This window comes from Agrobacterium sp. LAD9, from assembly GCF_003031125.1.
GTDB classification, from domain to species: Bacteria; Pseudomonadota; Alphaproteobacteria; order Rhizobiales; family Rhizobiaceae; genus Agrobacterium; species Agrobacterium radiobacter.
The window spans coordinates 1-21595 of the sequence record NZ_PHGS01000005.1 but is presented as its reverse complement, the minus strand read 5'-3'; the positions used below and the strand labels follow the sequence as shown (position 1 = coordinate 21595).

The 21595-nt window shown below is 60.7% G+C and carries 24 protein-coding genes; 8 read left to right on the top strand and 16 right to left on the bottom strand.

The features are described from left to right. Positions 1-108 precede the first annotated feature (108 nt). Positions 109-588, bottom strand: coding sequence for a YcgN family cysteine cluster protein (locus tag DA915_RS04700; protein ID WP_020009676.1), 480 nt, complete (start codon positions 586-588; stop codon positions 109-111). A 254-nt stretch (positions 589-842) separates the two neighbouring features. Here DA915_RS04700 and DA915_RS04695 point away from each other — a divergent pair, with 254 nt between their 5' ends. Beyond that, positions 843-3035, top strand: coding sequence for a transglycosylase domain-containing protein (locus DA915_RS04695; RefSeq protein ID WP_003509229.1), 2193 nt, complete (start codon positions 843-845; stop codon positions 3033-3035). Positions 3036-3285: 250 nt separating this feature from the next. Here the strand turns inward: DA915_RS04695 and DA915_RS04690 are convergent, their stop codons facing one another. Further along, complete coding sequence (locus DA915_RS04690; protein WP_107675277.1) at positions 3286-4185, bottom strand: LysR family transcriptional regulator ArgP; 900 nt, start codon at positions 4183-4185, stop codon at positions 3286-3288. 373 nt (positions 4186-4558) lie between these two features. Between DA915_RS04690 and DA915_RS04680 the strand changes: the two genes are divergently transcribed. The 3 genes from DA915_RS04680 (at position 4559) to DA915_RS04670 (ending at position 6405) form a co-directional block, all read left to right on the top strand. Further along, complete coding sequence (locus DA915_RS04680; protein WP_107675276.1) at positions 4559-5167, top strand: LysE/ArgO family amino acid transporter; 609 nt, start codon at positions 4559-4561, stop codon at positions 5165-5167. Positions 5168-5276: 109 nt separating this feature from the next. Continuing rightward, positions 5277-5864: a DUF1214 domain-containing protein gene (locus DA915_RS04675; RefSeq protein ID WP_003509240.1), complete on the top strand. Its 588-nt coding sequence runs from the start codon at positions 5277-5279 to the stop codon at positions 5862-5864. Continuing rightward, on the top strand, positions 5857-6405 hold the full coding sequence (locus DA915_RS04670) for a hypothetical protein (RefSeq protein WP_003509243.1): 549 nt from the start codon (positions 5857-5859) through the stop codon (positions 6403-6405). The genes DA915_RS04675 and DA915_RS04670 overlap by 8 nt, the downstream gene beginning before the upstream one ends. Positions 6406-6424: 19 nt before the next feature. Here DA915_RS04670 and DA915_RS04665 read toward each other — a convergent pair whose 3' ends face one another. Continuing rightward, positions 6425-6613: a hypothetical protein gene (locus DA915_RS04665; protein WP_003509245.1), complete on the bottom strand. Its 189-nt coding sequence runs from the start codon at positions 6611-6613 to the stop codon at positions 6425-6427. A 561-nt stretch (positions 6614-7174) separates the two neighbouring features. On the opposite strand from DA915_RS04665, the gene DA915_RS04660 reads away from it, so the two are divergent. After that, positions 7175-8110, top strand: coding sequence for a DUF2336 domain-containing protein (locus DA915_RS04660; protein ID WP_244600693.1), 936 nt, complete (start codon positions 7175-7177; stop codon positions 8108-8110). A 73-nt stretch (positions 8111-8183) separates the two neighbouring features. Here DA915_RS04660 and DA915_RS04655 read toward each other — a convergent pair whose 3' ends face one another. From DA915_RS04655 to DA915_RS04645, 3 genes are all read right to left on the bottom strand, one after another. Further along, entirely contained in the window at positions 8184-8537 is a 354-nt protein-coding gene (locus tag DA915_RS04655) for a DUF1491 family protein (protein WP_003509247.1), read from the bottom strand. Between the two features lie 260 nt (positions 8538-8797). Then, a complete protein-coding gene (locus DA915_RS04650) occupies positions 8798-9706 on the bottom strand; it encodes a peptidoglycan-binding protein (RefSeq protein WP_192886406.1) in 909 nt (302 codons plus the stop codon). After that, complete coding sequence (locus tag DA915_RS04645) at positions 9678-11210, bottom strand: HAMP domain-containing sensor histidine kinase (protein WP_060723946.1); 1533 nt, start codon at positions 11208-11210, stop codon at positions 9678-9680. The genes DA915_RS04650 and DA915_RS04645 overlap by 29 nt, the downstream gene beginning before the upstream one ends. Positions 11211-11697: 487 nt before the next feature. Here DA915_RS04645 and DA915_RS04640 point away from each other — a divergent pair, with 487 nt between their 5' ends. Then, positions 11698-12123 (top strand): DUF5330 domain-containing protein, encoded by a 426-nt coding sequence (locus tag DA915_RS04640; protein ID WP_003509252.1) that lies wholly within the window; start codon positions 11698-11700, stop codon positions 12121-12123. Positions 12124-12336: 213 nt separating this feature from the next. After that, on the top strand, positions 12337-12753 hold the full coding sequence (locus tag DA915_RS04635; protein WP_107675273.1) for a SufE family protein: 417 nt from the start codon (positions 12337-12339) through the stop codon (positions 12751-12753). Between the two features lie 4 nt (positions 12754-12757). On the opposite strand, the gene DA915_RS04630 is transcribed toward DA915_RS04635, so the two are convergent. The 10 genes from DA915_RS04630 to DA915_RS04585 form a co-directional block, all read right to left on the bottom strand. Beyond that, entirely contained in the window at positions 12758-13624 is an 867-nt protein-coding gene (locus tag DA915_RS04630; RefSeq protein WP_107675272.1) for a DUF6456 domain-containing protein, read from the bottom strand. Beyond that, positions 13617-14039, bottom strand: a complete 423-nt coding sequence (locus DA915_RS04625) for a helix-turn-helix domain-containing protein (protein WP_107675271.1) — start codon at positions 14037-14039, stop codon at positions 13617-13619. The genes DA915_RS04630 and DA915_RS04625 overlap by 8 nt, the downstream gene beginning before the upstream one ends. 335 nt (positions 14040-14374) lie before the next feature. After that, positions 14375-14803, bottom strand: coding sequence for a MucR family transcriptional regulator Ros (gene ros / locus DA915_RS04620; protein WP_003509257.1), 429 nt, complete (start codon positions 14801-14803; stop codon positions 14375-14377). 433 nt (positions 14804-15236) lie between these two features. Next, positions 15237-15569, bottom strand: coding sequence for a monovalent cation/H(+) antiporter subunit G (gene mnhG / locus DA915_RS04615; RefSeq protein WP_020812975.1), 333 nt, complete (start codon positions 15567-15569; stop codon positions 15237-15239). Beyond that, the gene (locus tag DA915_RS04610) at positions 15566-15952 is read right to left on the bottom strand and encodes a cation:proton antiporter (protein WP_003509260.1); all 387 of its coding nucleotides are present in this window, start codon (positions 15950-15952) and stop codon (positions 15566-15568) included. Before DA915_RS04610 ends, mnhG begins: the two co-directional genes overlap by 4 nt. Next, on the bottom strand, positions 15949-16428 hold the full coding sequence (locus DA915_RS04605) for a Na+/H+ antiporter subunit E (RefSeq protein WP_107675270.1): 480 nt from the start codon (positions 16426-16428) through the stop codon (positions 15949-15951). Before DA915_RS04605 ends, DA915_RS04610 begins: the two co-directional genes overlap by 4 nt. Further along, positions 16425-18002 (bottom strand): Na+/H+ antiporter subunit D, encoded by a 1578-nt coding sequence (locus DA915_RS04600; protein ID WP_107675269.1) that lies wholly within the window; start codon positions 18000-18002, stop codon positions 16425-16427. The genes DA915_RS04605 and DA915_RS04600 overlap by 4 nt, the downstream gene beginning before the upstream one ends. A gap of 19 nt (positions 18003-18021) precedes the next feature. Continuing rightward, positions 18022-18399 carry a Na+/H+ antiporter subunit C gene (locus DA915_RS04595; RefSeq protein ID WP_107675268.1) on the bottom strand — a complete coding sequence of 126 codons (378 nt, stop codon included), beginning with the start codon at positions 18397-18399 and terminating at the stop codon, positions 18022-18024. Continuing rightward, positions 18399-18818 carry a Na(+)/H(+) antiporter subunit B gene (locus DA915_RS04590; protein WP_003509264.1) on the bottom strand — a complete coding sequence of 140 codons (420 nt, stop codon included), beginning with the start codon at positions 18816-18818 and terminating at the stop codon, positions 18399-18401. Before DA915_RS04590 ends, DA915_RS04595 begins: the two co-directional genes overlap by 1 nt. Continuing rightward, positions 18815-21184, bottom strand: a complete 2370-nt coding sequence (locus DA915_RS04585) for a putative monovalent cation/H+ antiporter subunit A (protein ID WP_107675267.1) — start codon at positions 21182-21184, stop codon at positions 18815-18817. Before DA915_RS04585 ends, DA915_RS04590 begins: the two co-directional genes overlap by 4 nt. Positions 21185-21387: 203 nt before the next feature. On the opposite strand from DA915_RS04585, the gene DA915_RS04580 reads away from it, so the two are divergent. Further along, the coding region (locus DA915_RS04580) for a peptide-methionine (R)-S-oxide reductase (protein WP_192886405.1) at positions 21388-21595 on the top strand (208 nt) is incomplete at its 3' end.

Here is a 21595-nt window from a genome sequence, read left to right as displayed (position 1 = left end):
TTGATTTCAGACAAGTCGATCCCGAAACCGTGACACGCTTTCGGACGACATGCCTTTAGGAGACTGATGGGGCAGGAATAGGACCAAAACGAAAATCGACGATTTCCGTCACATCCGCTCCTTTTCGCCCGCCCTCTCGCCGACCGTCAGCGGCCAGTCGACCACATAATCCTCGAAGTCGTCAACATCCACATCGGCTTCGCTGACGGTGCGGCCGCGTGCGGAAATGCCCGCCTGATGCACCGTTTCCGTATCGCCGGAAACAAGATAGTGCCACCAGTAGAGATCCTTGCCATCACGCACCAGCGCATAGGCGCAGGTGGGCGGCAGCCAGCCGATCTCATGGACCTTCTTGAGGTCCAGCTGGATACAATCCGGCACGGTGGCGCGGCGGTTTTCGTAGTCGGAGCATCGACAGCTCTCGCCATCGAGCAGCACACAGCGAACCGAGGTGAACGCCACTTCGCCGGTGTCCCAGTCCTCCAGCTTGTTGAGACAGCAGAGGCCACAGCCGTCGCACAGGCTTTCCCATTCCTCACCGGTCATCTCGGTCAGCGATTTGGTTTTCCAGAACGGCGCGTCATTCATCGTTAACATTTCCGTTTCATTTTGATCACTTGGACAGGAGTGTTTAACCGGTCCCTAATCCTTTATATCGTATCGCCAAGGGCTGGTTTGTACGATATTTTAGCATATTGGCAGGCGGCAGAGGGGTCATTGGCCCGCGAACTGCCGCCACGTCAAGCAATTCCGACATAACCATGCCACGGTTTTGCGTCGGGAATGGGTTGAACCGCAGAATATCGACGATCGCGTTGCGTTGAACAGGAACACATCGGCACGTGCAGGAAGAAAAAGACGATAAGAACGGCCGTAAAAAACGGCACATCCTGCTCCGGATCGATAGCTTCATCGACTCCGGCCTGTGGACGGCTGCGGCAAGGCTGGTGGATTTCTGGGAAGACGTCACCATCGCCTCGCGCAAGCTGCATGTGCGCGGCTGGAAGAAGCTTCTCGTCAACCTCACCTGCGACGCGCTGACCTTCGGAACGGCGGGTTGCGTCGTGCTTCTGGCGCTCGCCATGCCCGCCTTCGAGGAAACCAAGAAGGACTGGCGTTATCGCGGCGATTTCGCCGTCACCTTCCTTGATCGTTACGGCAACACCATCGGCCATCGCGGTATCATTCATGAAGATTCCGTCCCGATCGACCAGATGCCTGACCATTTCATCAAGGCAGTGCTGGCGACCGAAGACCGGCGTTTCTTCGACCATTTCGGCATCGACTTCATCGGCCTTGCCCGCGCCATGAGCGAAAACGCCCGCGCCGGCGGCGTGGTGCAGGGCGGTTCGACGCTGACGCAGCAGCTCGCCAAGAACCTGTTCCTCACCAATGAACGCTCGCTGGAGCGCAAGATCAAGGAAGCCTTCCTCGCGCTGTGGCTCGAGACCAACATGTCGAAGAAGGAAATCCTCAGCCTTTATCTCGACCGCGCCTATATGGGCGGCGGCACCTTCGGGGCGGCGGCGGCGGCGCAGTTTTATTTCGGCAAGAACCTGACCGATGTGACACTGGCCGAATCCGCCATTCTGGCCGGCCTGTTCAAGGCGCCGGCCAAATATGCGCCGCACGTCAACCTGCCCGCCGCGCGTGCCCGCGCCAACACCGTGCTTTCCAACCTCGTGCAGAGCGGGTTGATGACCGAGGGTCAAGTGATCGGCGCGCGGCGCAATCCGGCCACCGTCATCGACCGCGCCGATGTGAAGGCGCCGGATTATTTCCTCGACTGGGCTTTCGACGAAGTGCAGCGGCTGGCCGCCGAAGGTAAATTCAAGGACCATACGGTGGTCGTGCGCACCACCATCGATACCGGCCTGCAGCAGGCGGCCGAACAGGCGATGGAAATGGGCCTGCGCGAATATGGCGAAGGTTACCGCGTCAAGCAGGGCGCGATGGTGATGATCGAAAACGGTGGCGGCGTGCGCGCCATGGTCGGCGGGCGTGATTATGGCGAAAGCCAGTTCAACCGCGCCACGGCGGCGCTGCGCCAGCCCGGCTCCTCCTTCAAGGTCTATACCTACTCGGCCGCCATGGAAAAGGGCATGAAGCCGGAGACGCTGATTTCCGATGCGCCGGTGACCTGGCGCGGCTGGTCGCCGCAGAATTATGGCCGCTCCTATGCCGGCAAGGTGACGCTGCAGATGGCGCTCGCCAAATCCTACAATACCGTGCCGGTCCGGCTCGCCAAGGATGTGCTCGGCACGCAGGTCATCGTCGACACGGCCAAGGCCATGGGCGTGGCCACACCGCTTCGCAGCGACAAGACCATTCCGCTCGGCACTTCCGAAGTGACGGTTCTCGACCAGGCCACCGCCTATGCCGTGTTCCCGGCCGATGGCATGCAGTCACGCCGCCATGGCATCGAGCAGGTGCTGGATTACGAGGGCAATGTTCTCTACGATTTCAGCCACAACGAGCCGCCTGCCAAGCGCGTGCTCTCCGAAGACGCCAATTCCAAAATGAACCAGATGCTGGTGACCATTCCCGTCATGGGCACGGCCCGCCGCGGCGCGCTTGACAATGGCATCGTCTCCGGCGGCAAGACCGGCACCTCGCAGGCTTACCGCGACGCCTGGTATGTGGGTTTCACCGGCAATTATACGACCGCCGTCTGGTTTGGGAATGACGAATTCACACCGATGAACAACATGACCGGCGGCGCGCTGCCCGCCATGGCCTTCAAACGGCTGATGGATTACGCCCATCAGGGCATGGAGCTGCGCCCGATCCCCGGCATCCAGAACCCGTTGCCGACAGGCGCTCGCCCGCAGCCTTCGGCGGAAGTGGCAGCCGCAGCCACCAGCACCCCGGCCCTGCCGGCCCTCACCCGCCCACGCTCGCTCTCTGCCGAGGCCACCCGCGTCATTCGCTCCATCGCCAAGAAGATGAAGGATGCTTCGGCCTTGAGTGTGACGACGCAGAAGGTGGCGGATGCGTCTTTGCGTGACGGCGCGGAGGATGCGGCGCGGCGGTGATGTTGCGGGCAACCGGCCAGGATTTCTGACGGAGAGTGTCGCTCACCCCCCTCTGCCCTGCCGGGCATCTCCCCCTCAAGGGGGGAGATCGATATGCGGCGAGGTCTCGCCCGTCTCAACGTTAGCGAATGAAGTGGTGGTAGCACCGCTCGCCGATCTCCCCCCTTGAGGGGGAGATGCCCGGCAGGGCAGAGGGGGGTAAGCCACTCACTCTACGGCTCCCGCCTCTCCAAATCCGGCGTCAGTCATCTCACCGCAACAACACCGCCCTCGCCGTTTCCACCATATGTGATGTCAGCGCACCGAGACGCTCCGCCGCAAGCCTGTTCACCTGCCAATAAAGCGGAATATCAAGCGGCGTGCCGGGAACGACCTCCACCAGCCTCCCCGCCTCAAGATGCTCCCCCACAAGCTGCACCGGATTGAGCCCCCAGCCCATGCCGGCAAGGCTTGCCTTCACGAAACCGTCCGTCGAAGGCAGCCAGTGGGTGGGATAGGAGACATCCTCGCGCAGCGCCTCCCTGATCCAGCTCGCCTGCAACCGGTCCTTCTGGTTAAAGGTCAGCCCCGGCGCCCGGGCGAGTGTTACTGGCGTCACGCCATCCGCGAAATGGCGGGCCATGAAATCCGGGCTGGCCGTGGCGTGATAGCGGAGCACGCCGAGCGGCGTTACACGGCAGCCCTGCACCGGCTTGGCGTGGGCGGTCACGGCGGCAAGCACCCTGCCCGCGCGCAGCCATTCCACCGTATGATCCTGATCGTCCACTGCGATATTGACGAGATAATCGCTGCCGCCGGTGAATCTTGAAACCGCATCCAGAAACCATGTGCCGAGGCTGTCGGCATTGGTGGCGATATTGAGCGTCACACGCTCCGCCGCCGCACCTGTCTCTGCGAGCGCCGGAAGCTGGCGGAACAATTCGCTTTCCAGCATGCCGACATGATCCATGTGCCGGCAAAGCCACTCCCCTTTTTCCGTCGCCACACAGGGGTTGCCGCGCACGATCAGCACCACACCCAGCCGCTCCTCCAGCTGCTTGATGCGCTGGGAGACGGCCGAAGGTGTGACACACAGCACCTGCGCCGCCTTTTCGAAACTGCCGGTCTGGGCAACGAGCGCCACGGCGCGCATGGCAGGGTAGTCGAGCATTATGGCACCTGATGTAGGGGGTGGTGGGGGTGGCGCGAGGCTCTTCGAGGCGATGGGCGACACCCTCTCCCGCCCTCATTCCTGTGCTTGTCACAGGAATCCAGTCGACGCGCGTCTGCGCGGCGGGAGAGTCTTTTCAACCCAAGGACTTGGGCTGGCTGGATTCCTGTGACAAGCACAGGAATGAGGGTTGAGAGATGGCAACGTCGTGGAAAATCGAAAGGTTGAAGAGAGAAGTGCGCCATTAGCTCAGCTTATCCGAGTTGAGTTTATTTAACTGGATTAAATCATCTGGCGGAAATATCCAAGCACTCGGTCCGGAAGCAACGCCTTCGGCCATTCCACATGGACAGAGGCAGGGGCCGTGACGCGCATGGACATCCAGATCTTCTTCACCGGCCTGACGATGGGCCTCAGCCTCATCGTCGCCATCGGCGCGCAGAATGCCTTCGTCCTGAAGCAGGGTCTGGCGCGCTCGCATGTGTTTGCCGTCTGCGCCACCTGCGCGATATCAGATGCGCTGCTCATCACCGTCGGCGTGTTTGGCTTCCAGCGGATCAGCGCCATCATCCCGGCGCTCGATCCCATCATGCGTTATGCGGGCGCCGCCTTCCTCATCTGGTATGGCGCGAAAAGCCTGCATTCGGCGCTGCGTTCCTCCGAAACGCTTTCGGTGACCGAGCGGCAGGAGGCGAGCCTGTGGCAGACGCTCGCTATTTGTCTGGCGCTGACCTTCCTCAACCCGCATGTCTATCTCGATACCGTCGTGCTGCTCGGCACCATTTCCACGCAGTTCCCCGGCTTTGAGAAAACCTTTGCGGCGGGCGCAGCCACCGGCTCGCTGGTATTCTTCTTTTCGCTGGGTTACGGCGCGCGCTGGCTGCGGCCGATTTTCGAAAAACCCTCCGCCTGGCGCATTCTCGAAGGCGTCATCGCCGTCACCATGTGGGCCATCGCCTTCAAGCTCGTCATGGGCGCATAGGCAAGGAATTTCGCGCTCCAGTCACTTTCACAAGGACTAAACAGGCCGCGCCATTTTCCAAACGGGGAATCAGTGATAGTCCTCGACCTGTTCAAAACGGGAAAACAGCGTGTTCCGAGTTCCATTCCTTGTCGGCATCGCCCTTCTGATCGCCTTTGGCGGCGGTATTGCCGCAACACTCGCAGCACTTGAGGCGACATCCGGCTTTGGATCGATCCGCATCGGCTCGTGGGATGCCTTTCCCGAAGCGCAGACGATCGAGGCCGACCCTTACGCCAAATCGCACCGCGCCGATGCCGGCAAGCTGCTTTACGGAACGGCCGAGGGGCTGGCCTTCACCGCCTCCGTCGACAGCGATGGACAACGCCTGAGCGGCGAGTGCCGGTACCGGCTGGCCGGCGCCGTGCCGCCCGCCCGTTTCTGGACGATTTACACCGCCGACCAGCAGGGAAATGTTCTCGCTGAAGATGCCGGGCGGCCCTTCGCGCTGAATTCCCGCACGCTTCTGCGCAGCGCCGATGGCGGCATCGACATCACCATCGCCCCTGACGCCCAGACCTATAACTGGCTGTCGGTGCCGCAGGGCCAGACCTTCAAGCTCGTCATGACCCTGCTCGACACACCGGTTGCCGGCAGTTCCGGCCTGATCGACATATCCATGCCGCAAATCCGCAAGCTGGGGTGTGGCAATGCTTAGGGTCCTGCTCGCCATCCTCACCGGTCTCGTCGGCGCAGCCGTGCTGCACGTCATCATCCTTCTCGCGATCCCGCATTTCAGCAATCGCGACGCCAATACGCGCGCGGTTGCGGAAGGAAAGCCGCATCTGTTTCATCTTCTCGAGGAGACGACGGAGAAAAAGACCCTTGGCAGCGGCGATCCCTTCATGCGGGTGGCCGTGTGCACCTTTAACATCGAGGAACAGCCGATCCGCTTGACCGCCGTCGGCGCCGTGCCCTTCTGGTCGGTCGCGGTTTACGACAAGGCCTCGAATGAGGTGTTCAGCATGAATGACCGCACATCCGCCGCTGGGGTGATGGATATTCTGGTAGCTGATGCGGTGCAGATAGCCGCCATCCGCAAGGCGCAGCCGCCTTCGCTCTCGCAGGCCATTCTGGCGGAATCGGATCAGACGGAAGGATATGTGGTTTTGCGGACCATGGTGCCGCAGCCGAGTTTCGGCGAAGAGGCGGAACGGTTCCTGAACGAGGCGAAATGCCAGCCGACGCCGTGGAAATAGCGTCTGGCATCATCGGCAATCAGGATTTGAGGGCGGTTTCCACTGCGGATTTGCCCTTGCGCGCGACTTTGCCGGTCGGCTCGGTATCACGTTTTTCATAACGCACGCCGGTAAACAGCACGACCTTCGCCGGGCCGATCAGCTTTCCGACAACGCCGGCGGGACGCAGGCTTCGTCGGGCGTCGCTGATTGGAATAATCTCTGCCATGCTCATCTCCTCTTCGGGACATGATTGTCAATGTTGCCCATGGGAACCGCGCAAGCCTCATCTTGCGTCGGGAATTTCATCACCATCACATTGCGCATAGGCCAGCCCACAGACTGGTTTTCGCACGATCCAAAAATCCAAAAAGATTCTTATAAGGGGATCGTGCGCAGATTCAGGCTTCGCATGCCATTTTTGCATTTATTCCGTCGATAAGAATAACATGGAATCCTAATACTGCCCATGAAATTACAAACAGACAGAGGTTAATGATCCGTTAACCCTAATTGCCGGGCCGTCACTTATTCCTCCCGGCACCACACCCCTTGAAAACAAAGGCCATGCGGTAAAGTTCCACGGCATTTCGTCCGTTGTGAAGGTTTTAAAATTTCCTTGTTGATAGAGGCAGATTCCCTCTTGCTACCCCCCATAGTTAACAGGACGTCAACGCATTTGCTCTAATTTGAACCGATATTGTGTTTGCGTTTGTTGGGTAGTGCGTTGACCGACCGGTTTCGAGAACTTGAGAGGCCAAGAGCCGTGAGGAAGAAAGATGTGGTGCTGATGGCCACCGTGACGAATTTCGAGACTGTTTCGCATCCGTCAAAAACGGACCTTCGGCAGTTCGCCGAACTTTTCATGCCGCTTTTCAACGCCTCCACCGACGAAGCCAAACGGGAGGCGATCGCCGCACTCTCGCAGCATCCGAGCGTGCCGTCAGCCGTCGCCTTCTTCATCGCCTGCCAGCCGATTTCGCTTGCAGCGCCCTTCCTCATTTCCTCGAAATGCCTCGACGACGACACGCTGATCACCATTGCCCGCACGCAAGGCGCGGCGCATGTGCGCGCCATCGTCCGGCGCGAGGATCTCTCCCCCACCGTCATCGACGCGCTTGTGGGTCTGCGCCACGCGGAAGATCTGAAACGGCCGGAAGAGGAAACGACTGCCGCCGAACCGCAGGTGGCGGCAAGCCCCGAAGAACCGAAAGCGGAAGAAAAGACTGACAACATCGCCGCCGCTTCCGCACTCGAAGAAGAAATGCGCCAGCGGATCAAGCAGATGGCGCATCACCTCAACCGCCCGGAAAGCGACGTCCTCGGTCTTCGCCGCCTGAGCGAGGTGCAGGAGGCGCTGCTGGTGCGTTTCGCCCGCGAGCGCAACGCCCGGCAATTCGCGGTGGCGCTGGCGGATTCGCTGTCCTCCAGCTACTGGCTGTCGGAGCGCATCATGCTCGATATATCAGGCGCGCAGCTGGCGACGACGCTCACCGGTCTTGGCATGGAATTTTCCGAGGCGGCCTTCGTGCTGCAATGCTTCTATCCGCATCTCGCCGCCGCCGAAGGCGACATGAGCCGCGCCGAAGCCCTGCTCGATCGCCTCGACATCGTGGAATGCGAAGAGCGGCTGGAAAGCTGGCGGCGTGCCGACAGCTATACGCATGGCCGCGAGCGGCCGAGCCGCAGCGCACCGGCTGTGCAGAGAACTGGCACGCAAGGGTAAGCAGGCCTGGCCTTGCACCTTTTGCGGCGCGAGGCCCTTCGCGGACGAAAAACCGGGGTCTGCTTTCCTGGCTCTAGGCCTTGGGCTGGTCCACCAGCGTCAGCAGAGTTCCAATCTCGTCGGTTTCGATCTCCACCACCCAAAGGTCGCTGTCGAAACGCCGTTCCCTTTCCAGAAGAGCGGCACTTTCCTCGCCATCCGCACCCGCAAGACGCGTTTCGAAACGGCGCTCGGCACGGATTTCCTCGTCATCGGCGAAGCTCTGTGGCGCGGGCCCATAGAGGTTCTCGCGGCCATCGCGCAGACGCTGGCGAACAAAGATCGCCCCCGCCTCCTCTGCCCCCTTCTTTTCGACGGCGGCAAATCCGCCGGCGGCGAAGACGCGGCGGATGAGGGCTGAGACGAACATTTCGGATTTGAGGCGCATGGGGTGCTTTCGATGGAAACGGTGGGCGGGCTCTCACTGCTGGGTTACGCGGACGAAGGTGCGTGGGGCTTACCCCCCTCTGCCCTGCCGGGCATCTCCCCCTCAAGGGGGGAGATCGATCCGCGGCAGGCGCTCGCCCACCTCAACGCTTGAGAATGGAGCAGTGAAAGAGCCTCTTGCCGATCTCCCTCCTTGTGGGGGAGATGCCCGGCAGGGCAGAGGGGGGTAAGACCCACGCACCCTCGGCTGCTGTCAAAACCTCAAAGCGCCCCGATCGACTTCAGCTTCTTAAGCACAGCCTCGCTCGGCTCACCGGTTTCCGGCAGGCGATAATGTTTCTCAAACGCGCGGATGGCATTGCGGGTCTGCTGGCCGGCAACGCCGTCCACCTTCACATCGGCATAGGCGATATTGATCAGCCCCTGCTGGATCCTGGCGATCAGCTCGCGGTTTGCCGGCTTGGCGGCATTGGCCGAACTGTTGAGGGAGGCCGGTTCGGCCTTCGGGCGCGGCGCTTCCGCCTTGCGGATGGCGGCGGCGACGGGGTCGATCTCGACGCCGCCGGTGCTATCGGCAGGCCGATCCCTGGGGATCGCGGCAACCGTTGCGCCATCGATCCGGAGTGCCGCCAGCACGCGGGTCGTCGGCTCGCCGGTCTGCTCCATGCCGAGCGTTTCTTCGAAGAACATGATGGCGGCGGCGGTGCGTGGACCCATGCGGCCGTCCGCCTCGCCTTCGTAAAGCCCGCGTTTCTTCAGTTCGGCCTGAATATCGGCAACGATCTGCTGCGGCTTCTGGTTTTCGGCGGCGGGTTGCGCCGGCGTTTCGGCCGCTGGCTGTTGCGCCGTTTCCGTCTCTGCCGGTCGTTCTATGCGAAAGGTGGTGACGTTGCCGTGCGTGCCGAGCGGCTCGGCCGGGCGATAACCGGCAATGCCGTTCGGGTTTTCCGCATCGCGCGTGCGCAGGAAGGGCGACGGGTGCACGCCCGGCTGATACCAGAGCGCATTGGCGGCGACAAAACCGAAAACGACCGCGAAGGCGCCGCAGCTGCCGACCATTTTCGGATGGCGCAGGATTTCGCGCCCGATGGCCGAAACCACCAAGGAAACAATCCCGGCGCCAATCTGGGCCGTTGTTTTCTTAGGCGATTTTCGCTTTCGCGGGGCCATCGTCACCATCCTTTTTCATCATTGCGGCCATGTCACCGAGCTGCCGGATGCGCGGCGGAAATTCCACCATGCTTTCGGCTTCGGCACCTTCGCCCTCACCCGCCATGCCGGAACCGTCGGCAGGCAAAGTGATCGTTACGACCGTTCCCTCGCCGGGCTTGCTGGTGATGGCGAAAGTGCCGCCATGCAGTGCCACAAGCCCCTTGACCAGGGACAATCCCAGACCCGTGCCCTCATAGCGACGGGTATATTCATTCTGAACCTGCATGAAGGGCTGGCCCAGGAGTTCAATCTTGTCGGAAGCGATGCCGATGCCGGTATCGCTCACCGTCAGCTTCAGCATCGCGCCTTCGCGCGCGGCGTCGATCGACACCACACCACCCGCATCGGTGAATTTTATGGCGTTGCCGGCGAGATTGATGAGAACCTGCCGGATGGCGCGCTGATCGGCCGAGATTTCGCCGATGCCGCGCTGGATGCGGCTGGTTAAAGTCAGGCCTTTTTCCTTCGCCTGCAGGCCGAGCATGGCCTCGCAGGACGAGATGGTCTCGGCAATCGGGAAGCTCTCCATCATCAGCTCGTAACGGCCGGCTTCCAGCTTGCTCATGTCAAGCATCGTGTTGACGACCGACAGGAGATGGGCGCCGGACTGGCGGATGAGGCCGACATATTCCCGCTGGCGATCGTTCTCCAGCCGGCCGAAATATTCGCCGGCGAGAATATCGGAAAAACCGAGGACCGCATTGAGCGGCGTGCGCAGCTCGTGGCTGACGGCGGCAAGGAAACGCGACTTGGCGTCATTGGCCGATTCCGCCTCCGCCGCCTTGCGGGCGACATCGCGGCGCAGGCGTTCCATCTCGGTAACATCGGAGAGCTGGGCGACGATGCGGCGCAGCCGGCCACTGGCGCTGCGGATCGCCGTCATCTCGATACGCGCATGCATGAACTGCGCCTGACGCGACTTTGCACCGGTCTCAAAGCGGAGTTCGGCGGTTGCCCTATCCTCGCCCTGCCGCAGCAGGTCGAAGGCCTGCATCAGCTCGATACGGTCGGAGACATAGACATATTCAACGAGGGCATGGCCCTGGCTGGCCTGTAGATCGGCCGGGAAGGTCGCGAGATCGCGGCCGGAGACGTGTTCGACGAAGCCGGTATCACCGATCATGAGCACGAGGCCCGGCACCTGCGTAGCGGCGATCAGGTCGTTATCGCCAGACGAGGCGGAAAAGGAGGACGCGCCGCGCGCGGGACGGGAAAAAGCGATCAGCAGCGCTGCGGCGGCCAGAAACAGCGCCAGCACCAGAGCGGCGCCGATGGGCAGCGCGATGGCGGGGCTGATGACGAGGCTGAAGAGGGCGGGCACCACGAAAAGACCAACAGTGCTGAAGGCAATCAGCCGGCGCAGGCGCGCAACGGTTCCGGCGCGCCTTTCGGCGTCCTCTTCCATGCGCGCAAGCCATCTGCCTGCGGCATGGTCGACCAATGCGACCGCTTTTTCTCTCATATTACGCAATACCAACACCGAATCCCTGAGGCGGTTCTAACGGCTCCGACAATAGAAGGCGGCGGCTTAAGGAATGGATAAAAAGAATGGCGTCAAAGGCCTGTCAAAGGCGTCGCAGTCCCATTACGGGGCATTTATTCCAAGCTTTGCCAATCATGGTTAATGACGGGTAAGCGACGGATTTCGCTTCATTTTTGCCATCATGTTAACTTTTGTGGCAAGGCGGGCCACAGCTTTGCCCGGAACGCGCGGCCTCTGTCGCAATTATGCTTAACATGGACTGTTAAAATGCGAATGAATTGATGACGGGCGTCCCGATACGAGGAGAATAGATACAATTTGAATTAAATTGCGTCGCTTTTTGCAATCGGCTGTTCGCCGGTCGCGTGTAGCTTCTTCACAAGCCCGAAAAACGGGACAAAGGCCGATGACCCGGAACCGGGCGGGGCTTTAGAAAACAAAGATCATCTGGCAGGGTAGTCTGACAATGTGGTTTCTGATCAAAGGAACATTCTGGTTTTCACTGGTGCTGGTGGCGCTGTCCTATTTCGGCAGCAGCAACGATCCGACCAAGGAACCTTCGGCATTTGATCTTCCCAGCGCCGTTTCGGCAGCCGGTGAAGCCTATCGTTATGTCAGCGCCATCTGCATCGAAAAGCCCGATGTCTGCGTCAAGGGCGCCGAAACCTTCCATGCGCTCGGCGAACGGGCAAAGGAAGGCGCGAAGGTCGCCTATGAACTGCTGGACAAGCAGCTTGCCTCCGGTGAAAAATCCGCTCCCGCCGCTGAAGTCGCAGCGGAGATCGAAAAGCTGGCTGACGCTCCTGTCGTCAGCGTCGAATTTCCCGGCAATACCGACATGCTGAAGACCGGCACCGTCATTCCCCTGCCGCAGAAGCGCCCTGCTCCCTGATCTTGCCAGCCCCTGATCTTGCAAGCCCCTGATCTTGCAAGCACCGCGCCGCGCCTTTTTTGCGGATGGAGATTTCCGTCCGCCGACTGCCTGCCAAACTTGCCCACGGAAACCTGTTTTCCGTGGGCTTTTTCGTGGCCCATGGTTCAAAATCGGCCGCACTTCGCCTATATCCTAGCAAAGACCTGCAATAACGGATGATACGGCGCGCAAATGGCCTCTCTCGAAACGATCCTTGACGATTTCGCTTTCCTCGACGACTGGGAGGACCGCTATCGTTATGTCATCGAACTCGGCAAGGCGCTGTCCGATCTGCCGGAGGACAAGCGCACGGCCGAAAACAAGGTGCATGGCTGCGCCAGCCAGGTCTGGCTCGTCAGCCATAGCGACGGCGCGGAAGACCCTCTGCTGACCTTCGAGGGCGATTCGGATGCACATATCGTGCGCGGCCTCGTCGCCATCGTGCTCGCCGTCTATTCCGGCAAAAAAGCCTCCGACATCGCCGACCTCGACGCCATCGAGGTGTTCGACAAGATCGGGCTGGTGGAACATCTGTCGTCGCAGCGCGCCAACGGCCTGCGCTCGATGATCAAGCGTATCCGCGAGGAAGCCCGGCTGCTGGCCGCCTGAGCGCTTATCCCGCCGTCACCCCTGTTGTCATCCCTGTTGTCATCCCTGCTGGCATCGAAGGGCGATAATCCGCATCGCCCCAATGGTGATTGTTGCCACGGGCGCAAGCGGCTGGCGGCGCATAATGGCGGGCAAGCGCCAGCAGTGCGGCGCGCAGCAGCAGTTTTGCCGAGCGCGCCGGCCATTGCCTCTCCCGCTCCACCGTCTCCAGACCCTTTTCGAAGCAGCAGACATCGATGGCGACGCCCGACAGTTCGGGCCCCATCGCATCCGCCGCGCGGGAAAACCGCGCCCTTGCCGCCATTGCCGCCTCGGTGAGATTGAGCATGCCTCCCGCCTCCCCCTTGGTGCGGCTGGCTACTCTCGGCTCCCATGTCGCCGTCACCTTCGGATTGAGGTGACCGCGATGAAAATCGGCGGCGAGGCGCTCGCCTGCCGCCAGAGCATCCGCCGGGAAAAACACCGTGCCATCCCGCTCCTTCAGCCTTGAAAGGCTGGTCAGCGGTGAGGTGTTGAGGTTGCGACGGGCCGGTTGCTTCGCGTCATCGACATCCACAACAACAGTCTGCATATCCCGATGCTGTTCCTGAAAAACCTCATCGCGGTCTTTTGCCATCGCGCGTTTCAGATAAGAGGCGAGCGGCGGCGCGGCGAAAAGGGTGTTTTCCCGCTGTTCCGCCAGTCCGGAAGAAACGGCAAGCCGCACCGTCGCCGCCGGAAACCGCAGCGGGGGATGCCCTGCCCGCGCCCGGTGCAGGACAATATCGCCACCCTCCTGCGAAATCTCGGCCGCGCCCGCAGCGATGCAACGCAGCAAGCGCAGGAGGTGAGGATTTGAAGAGGCAGCCGGGACGCGTTTCACCTCATTCATCCCGGCCCCCTTTCATCACGTTGAAAATACTGCCGGTGAGCCGCTCGAGCGTGGCGACGAACTCATCGAATGCCGGTTCGTCACGCCGGTCCTCCACCACCTGGCAGGCATGGCCCACCGTCGTCCTGTCCCGGCCGAAGCAGGGGCCGATATCCGACATGGGAATACCGAGCTGTACATGGCACACATACATGGCGATCTGGCGGATATGGCACTCCGTGCGCCTGATGTCGCGGCGCACCAGCGCTCGGTCACCCGTCAATTGCACCATCTCACCGGTGAGCTGCCGCACCAGACGGCAAAGACGGGGAATCTCATCCCGCCCGGCCGCAGACGGCCAACGACGAAAAGGACGATCACCGACCCGCACGCAAGGCCGCGCGGCGGCAGACAGAAACACAGTATCCGACGGCATATGCAACTCCTCTACGAATAGGAATTAATTCATACACCTGAGAACAGCTATGGGGAAGCGTAAATTTTGCGGAGAAGAATATGCGTTTGATATGGCTATATATTTGCAGAAATGACGAACACAATAAAGGATTTTTTTCCTCAACTGAAATTGCACGCGACAATAAAAAAGCCGGTCTGCGGACCGGCTGAACATTCATGTGAAGGTAGAAAAAGCTTCAGAGCAGCATAGGGAGCGGGCAAGTTCGCCTTGCCGCCTTCTCCCGGGTGGGGAGAAGGTGCGGCAGCGGGTTGAGTGGCGAGGGAAGAACAAGCCCCGCCGACCCGTCGTTACAATCAGCGGCTGGCCTTGCGGCGCTGGCCGAGACCCATTTCCTTGGCGAGCCGCGAACGGGCTTCGGCATAGGCGGGCGCAACCATCGGATAATCGACCGGCAGGTCCCATTTTTCGCGATATTCTTCCGGCGTCATGCTGTGATGCGTCGTGAGATGCCGCTTCAGCGACTTGAACGAGCCGCCGCATTCCAAACAGACGATATGATCGTCCTGAACCGACTTGCGGACAGAGACGGCAGGCTTCTGCTTTTCAACATTGACCGCCACCGATGCCGGTGCCGATGTTCCGCTAAGTGCCGTGTGAACATCCGAAATAAGGCCGGGAAGCTCAGTTACCGGAACGACGTGGTTGCTAACATAGGCAGCCACAATATCCGCAGTCAGTTCGACCAGCAGATCCTGGGCGTTACCGTATGCAGTTTCCGTCATTTAAGTATCTCCTGTTTATTAATCCCCTGAAGCGGGCGAACGCCGCATCGAGCGATGTGAAGTTACCCGGCGCCCCACCTTCGCCTTGTTGAAACCAACATGAAACCTACCCCTAGATTTCGAGCGAAAACCGGAAACGAATTGGTCCGAGATTCAACTTATGGCCCGCGACATGGGCAGCAATGGTCCGACGGGCCATAGATTAGACATTAATAAAATGCCTATGCCGACTATGAAGAGGCTAGATGCAAATCGCGATTAGCAACTTTACACTTAATTTGGATAACAGCAAAACAGCAAAAGTCAAATTCCTAGTGTCAATTTTTCAGTTCAAAACAGTCTAATTGGAATACAAAAAATTACGGGTAATAAAATACTATGCCTAGTAGTAATTGAAAATGAATACCCCCATTTATTAGGGGGATTTTCAACTTCAAATTTTCTTGATGTCATCAACTACCGATTTAACGGCAAGCGGATAACCTGCCTTGTGAGCGGCCATGGCAAGAAGATGTGCAGAGACCGGCGCGGTGAGGACAAAAAAGAAAAAGCCGGCCAGCGCCCGCGCCAGCGTCGGGATTTCCATGGAATGAATGCCGACCGCGAGAAGCAGCAGGCCGGAGCCCACCGTTCCTGCCTTGGAGGCCGCATGCATGCGGGTATAGACATCGGGCAGTCTATTGAGCCCGATTGCCGCGATCAGCGAGAAAATGGCGCCTGATATCGTCAGCGCCGCAACGAGAATAGCCACGATCCAAGCCATCATCGCCTGCCCTTTCCTTTTTTGCCGTCGGCACCTGTTTCCATTGTTTTTTCAATGGCTTCAGATGCCCTCTCGCCATCGAGAACCGCCGTCGGCCTGCGCCGGCCGTCCGGGCCGCGCGACAGGACGAAGCGGGCAAAGGCCACCGTTGCCAGAAACCCGACCAGACCAAGCGCAATGGCGATATCGACGTAAAGATTGAAGCCGGTGCGGATGGCGATAACAGCGATAAAGCCGATGGCGATGCCCACCAGCATGTCGAGCGCGACGATGCGGTCCGGCAAGGTGGGGCCGACGACGACGCGATATACTGTCAGCAAAAAGGCGGCCGACAGAACAACCGATGCAAGTATAGTTGCAAATGAAACTGTCTGTTCTGGCGTCATATCTGAAACGCCTCCATGATCTTTCTTTCGAAGCCATTTCTGATGTCGTTTTTCGTGGCTTCGATATCGCTGCAGTCGATCGCGTGCACGTAAAGCGTTTTCCTGTCCGCGGAAACATCGACGGAGAGCGTGCCGGGGGTGAGCGTGATGAGGTTGGCGAGCAGTGTGATCTCGAAATCCGTCGTCACCGTCAGCGGATAGGCGAAAATGCCGGGCTGCACGTCGAGCCTGGGCCGCGTCACCAGCACGGCGACCTTCCAGGCCGAGAGCGCCAGTTCCTTGAAGAACAGCAGCGCCAGCGACAGCACGCGGGTAAGCCGCAGCCAGTGGTTACGTCCGCCCGGCAGCTGGTGGCGGATGAGGCCGAGCGCCAGTGTCGAAACGATCAGGGCGAAGATGATGTTCGCCAGGGTGACGCTGCCCGTCACGGCGAGCCATACGGCAACGAACAGCAGTTGCACGAGATAGAGGCTCATGGTTTGCCTCCTTCGGAAAAGACCGACTGGATATAGGCCTGCGGGTTGCCGAGGCCTGCGGCCGCCTGCTGGCTGAGATTGAGCAGGCTTTCCGGAAACAGGCCGAAGAATACCACGAGCAAGGTCAGCCCCAACAGCGGCGCGAAAGACGGAGCCGCCGACGGCGACGCCTGCGGGAAGGAAGGCTGACCGGGGGATGCCGCAGCGGGACGCCAGAAACACAAAAGGAAGATCCGCCCGAAGGCGATGGTGGCGATGAAGCCGGAGGCGAGGATGGCGCCGGCGAGCCACCAGGCGCCGATATCGATCGCCGACTTGACCAGCACCGCCTTCGGCCAGAAGCCGGAAAAGGGCGGCAGGCCGGAACCGGCGAAAAACAATGCCAGCGCCAGCGCCGAAAACCACGGAGCCTGCTGGTAAAGGCCTCTGAGTGAGGTGAGGCTGAAGCTGCCGCCGAGACGGGCGGCATGGCCGGCGGCGAGATAAAGCGCCGTCATCAGCACCATGGAATGCAGCGCGTAGAAAATGGCGCCTGTGACACCGGATGGCGTGCCGATGGCGATGCCGGCCATCATGTAGCCGATGCCTGATATGACGATGTAACCGAGCATGCGGCGGATATCGTTCTGGGCGAGAGCGCCCATGGCCCCAAGCACCATGGTGAGCGCCGCGGAGATGGCGATGACGATGCTGAGTTCTTCCCGCTCGACAGGGAACAGCATGACCATGACCCGCAGCAGCGAATAGATGCCGACCTTGGTGAGCAATCCGCCGAAAAGCGCGGAAACGACGATGCGCGGCGTGTGATAGGAGGCCGGCAGCCAGAAGTTCACCGGGAAGGCCGCGGCCTTCATGGCGAAGGCGAGTGTAAAGAGGCTCGCAAGCGTCATCAGCGGCGCGGTCTCCCGCAGAGCCGTCGCCTTCTGCGCGATATCGGCCATGTTGAGCGTGCCGAAGATGGCGTAGAGATACCCGACCGTGATCAAAAACAGCGTCGTGCCGATGAGGTTCAGAATGGCGTATTTCAGCGCGCCGTCGATCTGCTCGCGCGTCGAACCGAGCACGATCAGGCCGAAGGACGAGATCAGCAGCACTTCGAACCAGACATAGAGGTTAAAGATGTCGCCGGTCAGGAACGCGCCGGTGACGCCGGCCATCAGGAGCAGCAGGAAGGGATAAAAACCGTATCGCCTGCCGCTGGCGTCGATATCCGCACCGGCGTGGATGGCGCCCGCCAATGCGACGATGGCGGCCGCAAGCGACAGCAGCGCCCCCGTCAGGTCGGCGGTAAAGGCGATGCCGAAGGGCGGCAGCCAGCGGCCCATCACCATGGTGAACGGGCCTTCAGTGGCGACCTTCCATAAAAGTGCTGCATCGAGCAGGACCAGCAGGAACAGCGCCGCGATGGCAACGGTCGCGTGATGGCGGATGGCATGGCGCATCATCATCAGCACCGCGCCTGCGCCGATGCAGAGCGCGATGGGGAGAATGATCAGCCAGTCGGCAAGAGGCACAGGCGTCGTGACGAGCGCTGCCGAGAGATCAGTGACTGCTGTTGTGGTGGTGGATGCCATGTTGTCTCAGCCTCGTCGCTCAATAACCGAGCGGCGGCAAGGGCTCGCCTGCGGGTTCTGCGCTGCGCATCTCGTCCGTGTCGTCGGTCTGCAGTTCCTGAAACGCACGCCAGGTCAGCACCAGAAGGAAACAGAAGAAGGAAAAGGAAATGACGATTGCCGTGAGAATGAGCGCCTGCGGCAAAGGATTGGCCGCCCCTGCGGGCAGCGTATCCATGCCGGGCGGAATGATCGGCGGCACCTCGCGCGTCAGCCGGCCGGCGGTGAACAGCAGAAGGTTCACCGCATTGCCGAGAATGGCGATGCCGAGCAGCATGCGGATGCTGTGGCGCGACAGCATGAGATAGATCGCCACCGAAAAGAAGATGCCGACGAGAATCGAGAAGACCGCTTCCATCAGTCGCTTTCCCTTTCTTCCAGCGCCAGCGCAATGGAGGTGATGGCGCCGACCACCACGAGATAGACACCGATATCGAAGGACATGACGGTGGAGAGCGGCATTTCGACACCGAACAGGCTCGGATAGACCCAGAGCCCGGTCATGAACGGCACGCCGGCGGCCATCGAGACGAGGCCGGAAAGCATGGAGAGCAGCAGCCCCGCCCCGGCAATCGACAGGGGATGAAACATGATGGCGCGCCTGACTGCCGTGACGCCATAAGCGATGCCGTAGATCGCCAGCGCCGAGACCGCGATCAATCCGCCGATGAAACCGCCGCCCGGCTCGTTATGGCCGCGCAGCAGCACGAAGATGGAAAACAGCACCATGAGGCTGGTGACGACAGGAGTGACGGTGCGCAGAATGAGCGTGTTCATGCCCGCGCTCCTTTCTTCTTCGCGGTTTTGGCCGGTCCCTTGACCGCGGCGGCCGGACGGATGCGGATCAGCGCGAGAATGGCAAGACCCGTTATCATCACGACAGCGATTTCGCCGAGCGTATCCGTGCCGCGGAAGTCAACGATGATGACGTTGACCACATTGGCGCCGTGGGCGATGACCTTGGAATAGGTGTTGTAGAAGTCCGTCAGGCGGTTGTCGAAGCTCGCCTGCGTCGCGCGCATCAGGAACAGGGCAAAGCCGGTTCCGCAGGCAATGGCGATGGTGCTGTCGAGAAGCTTCTGGCCAAGGCCGCGATGGTCTGACGGTGACAGGCGAAGCCTTGTCATCACCAGCGTCAGGATGACCACCGACAGCGTCTCGACCATGAATTGCGTGAACGACAGATCGGGCGCGCCGAACAGCAGGAAGATGACCGCCACCGCAAAGCCCTGAATGCCGAGCGCGATGATCGCAGTCAGCCGGCTCGACGCCGTCAGGACAGCGACAAGGCCCGCCACGGCGATGGCGATGAAGGTCAGCTCATGGACCGGCATGTCACGCGGCCATGACGGCATGGACGGCAATTCGCCATAGAGGAACAGCGGCACCAGCAGCACGGCGGCGATGACGGCGAAGGTGGCGGTGACGTAGAACTCCAGCCGGCCGGGCTGAATGAGCCGGGTAACGTGGAACGAGACTTTCACCAGCATTTCGATGAAGACGTCAAAGCCCCTGTCAGGTCCGGCCCCCAGCGCCGTGAAGGTGCGGACCATCAGGCTGCGGACAGCGGAAAGCTGCGTATAGAGGACGATACCGAGCGCGATGGTGAGCAGCGACAGGCCGAGCGGCACGCCAATATGGGGAATGAGCGAGATTTCCACCGGGCGCACCTCGCCGGCAATGGCGCTCGCCATGGGCGTCGAAATGTAGAAATGCGCAATGCCGGAAAAGAGAGCGATCGTCAGCCCCTTCAGAGCCAGCAGCGCCGGGCCGAGCCAGAGCAGCAGCGGACCTTCATGCGCGTGTTTCGGCGTTTTCACCGGCTTGCCGAGGAAGGGTTTCAGCCCCACGGCAAAGGCGACGGCGAACATCAGCCCGTTGCCGAGGATGGCGATGCCGGTGAACAGCACGGCGCGCGGATTGCCATGCGCCAGCGCATAATAAATCTCTTCCTTGGCGAGAAAACCGAAAAAGGGCGGCAGGCCGGCCATGGAAATCGCAGCCGCCAGCGCTGCCGCAAAGGTGATGGGCATGGCTTTTCGCAAGCCACCGAGCTTCGTTATGTCGCGGGTGCCGGCCTCATGGTCGATGATGCCGGCGACCATGAAGAGCGCGCCCTTGAACAGCGAATGCGCCACCAGATAAAGCACCGCCGCCTCGATGGCATGGTCAGAGCCAAAGCCCGTCAGCATGACCAGCAGGCCGAGCGACGACACTGTGGTGTAGGCAAGCATCAGCTTGAGATCGGTCTGGCGCACGGCGAGCAGCGCGCCGGTGAGCATGGTCAGCCCGCCAAAGAAGGGCAGCAGGATCTGCCAGGCGGCTGTATCGCCAAGTACCGGATTGAGGCGCATCAGCAGATAGACGCCGGCCTTCACCATGGTTGCCGAATGCAGATAGGCGGAGACTGGCGTTGGCGCTTCCATGGCGTTGGGCAGCCAGAAATGGAAGGGAAACTGCGCCGATTTGGTAAAGGCGCCGCCGAGAACCAGAAGCAGCGCGGCCAGATAAAACGGGCTGTCACGCAATATATCGCCGCCGCGCACCAGCATCGACAATTGCGTGATGCCGCTTATATCCCAGATGAAGATCAGCCCGGCGAGCAGCAGAAGGCCGCCGCCGCCCGTCACCACCAGCGCCTGCAGCGCGGCACGGCGCGAAGCTGCGCGCTCATGGTCGAAGCCGATCAGCAGGAAGGAGGTGATCGAGGTGAGTTCCCAGAAGACGAACAGCATCAGCAGGCTGTCGGAAACGACGACGCCGAGCATCGCTCCCATGAACAGAAGCAGGAAGGACAGGAAACGGCCCTGCTGCGGATGGCCTTTCATATAACCGCCCGCATAAAGCACGATCAGCAGCCCGATGCCGGTGATGAGCAGCGCAAAGGTGAGCGACAGACCGTCGATGAACCAGGAGAAGCTGAGATTGAAGCTCGGCACCCAGGCATAACCGCCGGTCACCACGCCGCCTGCCGCGATCTCGGGCAGCATCAGCGCAAAATGCACGAAGGCGAGAGCCGGCGCGATCGCCAGAACCCATGCCGCATTGTGACCGAACCTTTTCACCAGGGCCGGCGCGGCAAGCGCTGCCAGAAACGGCAGAAACAGCGACAGGAATGTCAGCGACGTGACATCTGATGTCATTCACATCTCCCGGGATGTCCCCCATCCCTGCGCGCCACTGAATGGCGTTCTTCTTTCAAATCCGCTTTTCAGTTAAGGCATAGACACGGGCATCTCAACCCAAATCGGTACGCCCGGCCCATAACGAACGCGTTATGACGCCCATCCCCTTTCAATCCGCCTCAGTGATGATTATTTGAGGCGGGAACAGAAAGGATCATTCCATGAGCGATCTGACATCCCCCAAATTGACCAAGACCGATGCCGAGTGGCGTGAGCAGCTGACGCCGGAGCAATATCGCATCCTGCGCGAACACGGCACCGAGCGCGCCTTCACCGGTCCCTATTGGGATACATTCCAGAAAGGCCTCTACCGCTGTGCGGCCTGCGACGAGCCGCTGTTCCTCTCCGACACGAAATTCGATGCCGGCT

What these genes read in the sequence shown, in the direction of transcription:
- DA915_RS04700 (WP_020009676.1), bottom strand. Translation starts at nt 588, where the DNA reads ATGAATGACGCGCCGTTCTGGAAAACCAAATCGCTGACCGAGATGACC.
- DA915_RS04595 (WP_107675268.1), bottom strand. Translation starts at nt 18,399, where the DNA reads ATGGAAGCGGTCTTCTCGATTCTCGTCGGCATCTTCTTTTCGGTGGCG.
- DA915_RS04585 (WP_107675267.1), bottom strand. Translation starts at nt 21,184, where the DNA reads ATGACATCAGATGTCACGTCGCTGACATTCCTGTCGCTGTTTCTGCCG.
- DA915_RS04650 (WP_192886406.1), bottom strand. Translation starts at nt 9,706, where the DNA reads ATGGCCCCGCGAAAGCGAAAATCGCCTAAGAAAACAACGGCCCAGATT.
- DA915_RS04630 (WP_107675272.1), bottom strand. Translation starts at nt 13,624, where the DNA reads ATGAATGAGGTGAAACGCGTCCCGGCTGCCTCTTCAAATCCTCACCTC.
- DA915_RS04625 (WP_107675271.1), bottom strand. Translation starts at nt 14,039, where the DNA reads ATGCCGTCGGATACTGTGTTTCTGTCTGCCGCCGCGCGGCCTTGCGTG.
- DA915_RS04605 (WP_107675270.1), bottom strand. Translation starts at nt 16,428, where the DNA reads ATGAGCCTCTATCTCGTGCAACTGCTGTTCGTTGCCGTATGGCTCGCC.
- DA915_RS04680 (WP_107675276.1), top strand. Translation starts at nt 4,559, where the DNA reads ATGGACATCCAGATCTTCTTCACCGGCCTGACGATGGGCCTCAGCCTC.
- DA915_RS04600 (WP_107675269.1), bottom strand. Translation starts at nt 18,002, where the DNA reads ATGGCATCCACCACCACAACAGCAGTCACTGATCTCTCGGCAGCGCTC.
- DA915_RS04635 (WP_107675273.1), top strand. Translation starts at nt 12,337, where the DNA reads ATGGCCTCTCTCGAAACGATCCTTGACGATTTCGCTTTCCTCGACGAC.
- DA915_RS04670 (WP_003509243.1), top strand. Translation starts at nt 5,857, where the DNA reads ATGCTTAGGGTCCTGCTCGCCATCCTCACCGGTCTCGTCGGCGCAGCC.
- ros (WP_003509257.1), bottom strand. Translation starts at nt 14,803, where the DNA reads ATGACGGAAACTGCATACGGTAACGCCCAGGATCTGCTGGTCGAACTG.
- DA915_RS04610 (WP_003509260.1), bottom strand. Translation starts at nt 15,952, where the DNA reads ATGACGCCAGAACAGACAGTTTCATTTGCAACTATACTTGCATCGGTT.
- DA915_RS04665 (WP_003509245.1), bottom strand. Translation starts at nt 6,613, where the DNA reads ATGGCAGAGATTATTCCAATCAGCGACGCCCGACGAAGCCTGCGTCCC.
- DA915_RS04655 (WP_003509247.1), bottom strand. Translation starts at nt 8,537, where the DNA reads ATGCGCCTCAAATCCGAAATGTTCGTCTCAGCCCTCATCCGCCGCGTC.
- DA915_RS04645 (WP_060723946.1), bottom strand. Translation starts at nt 11,210, where the DNA reads ATGAGAGAAAAAGCGGTCGCATTGGTCGACCATGCCGCAGGCAGATGG.
- DA915_RS04690 (WP_107675277.1), bottom strand. Translation starts at nt 4,185, where the DNA reads ATGCTCGACTACCCTGCCATGCGCGCCGTGGCGCTCGTTGCCCAGACC.
- DA915_RS04590 (WP_003509264.1), bottom strand. Translation starts at nt 18,818, where the DNA reads ATGAACACGCTCATTCTGCGCACCGTCACTCCTGTCGTCACCAGCCTC.
- mnhG (WP_020812975.1), bottom strand. Translation starts at nt 15,569, where the DNA reads ATGATGGCTTGGATCGTGGCTATTCTCGTTGCGGCGCTGACGATATCA.
- DA915_RS04660 (WP_244600693.1), top strand. Translation starts at nt 7,175, where the DNA reads ATGGCCACCGTGACGAATTTCGAGACTGTTTCGCATCCGTCAAAAACG.
- DA915_RS04640 (WP_003509252.1), top strand. Translation starts at nt 11,698, where the DNA reads ATGTGGTTTCTGATCAAAGGAACATTCTGGTTTTCACTGGTGCTGGTG.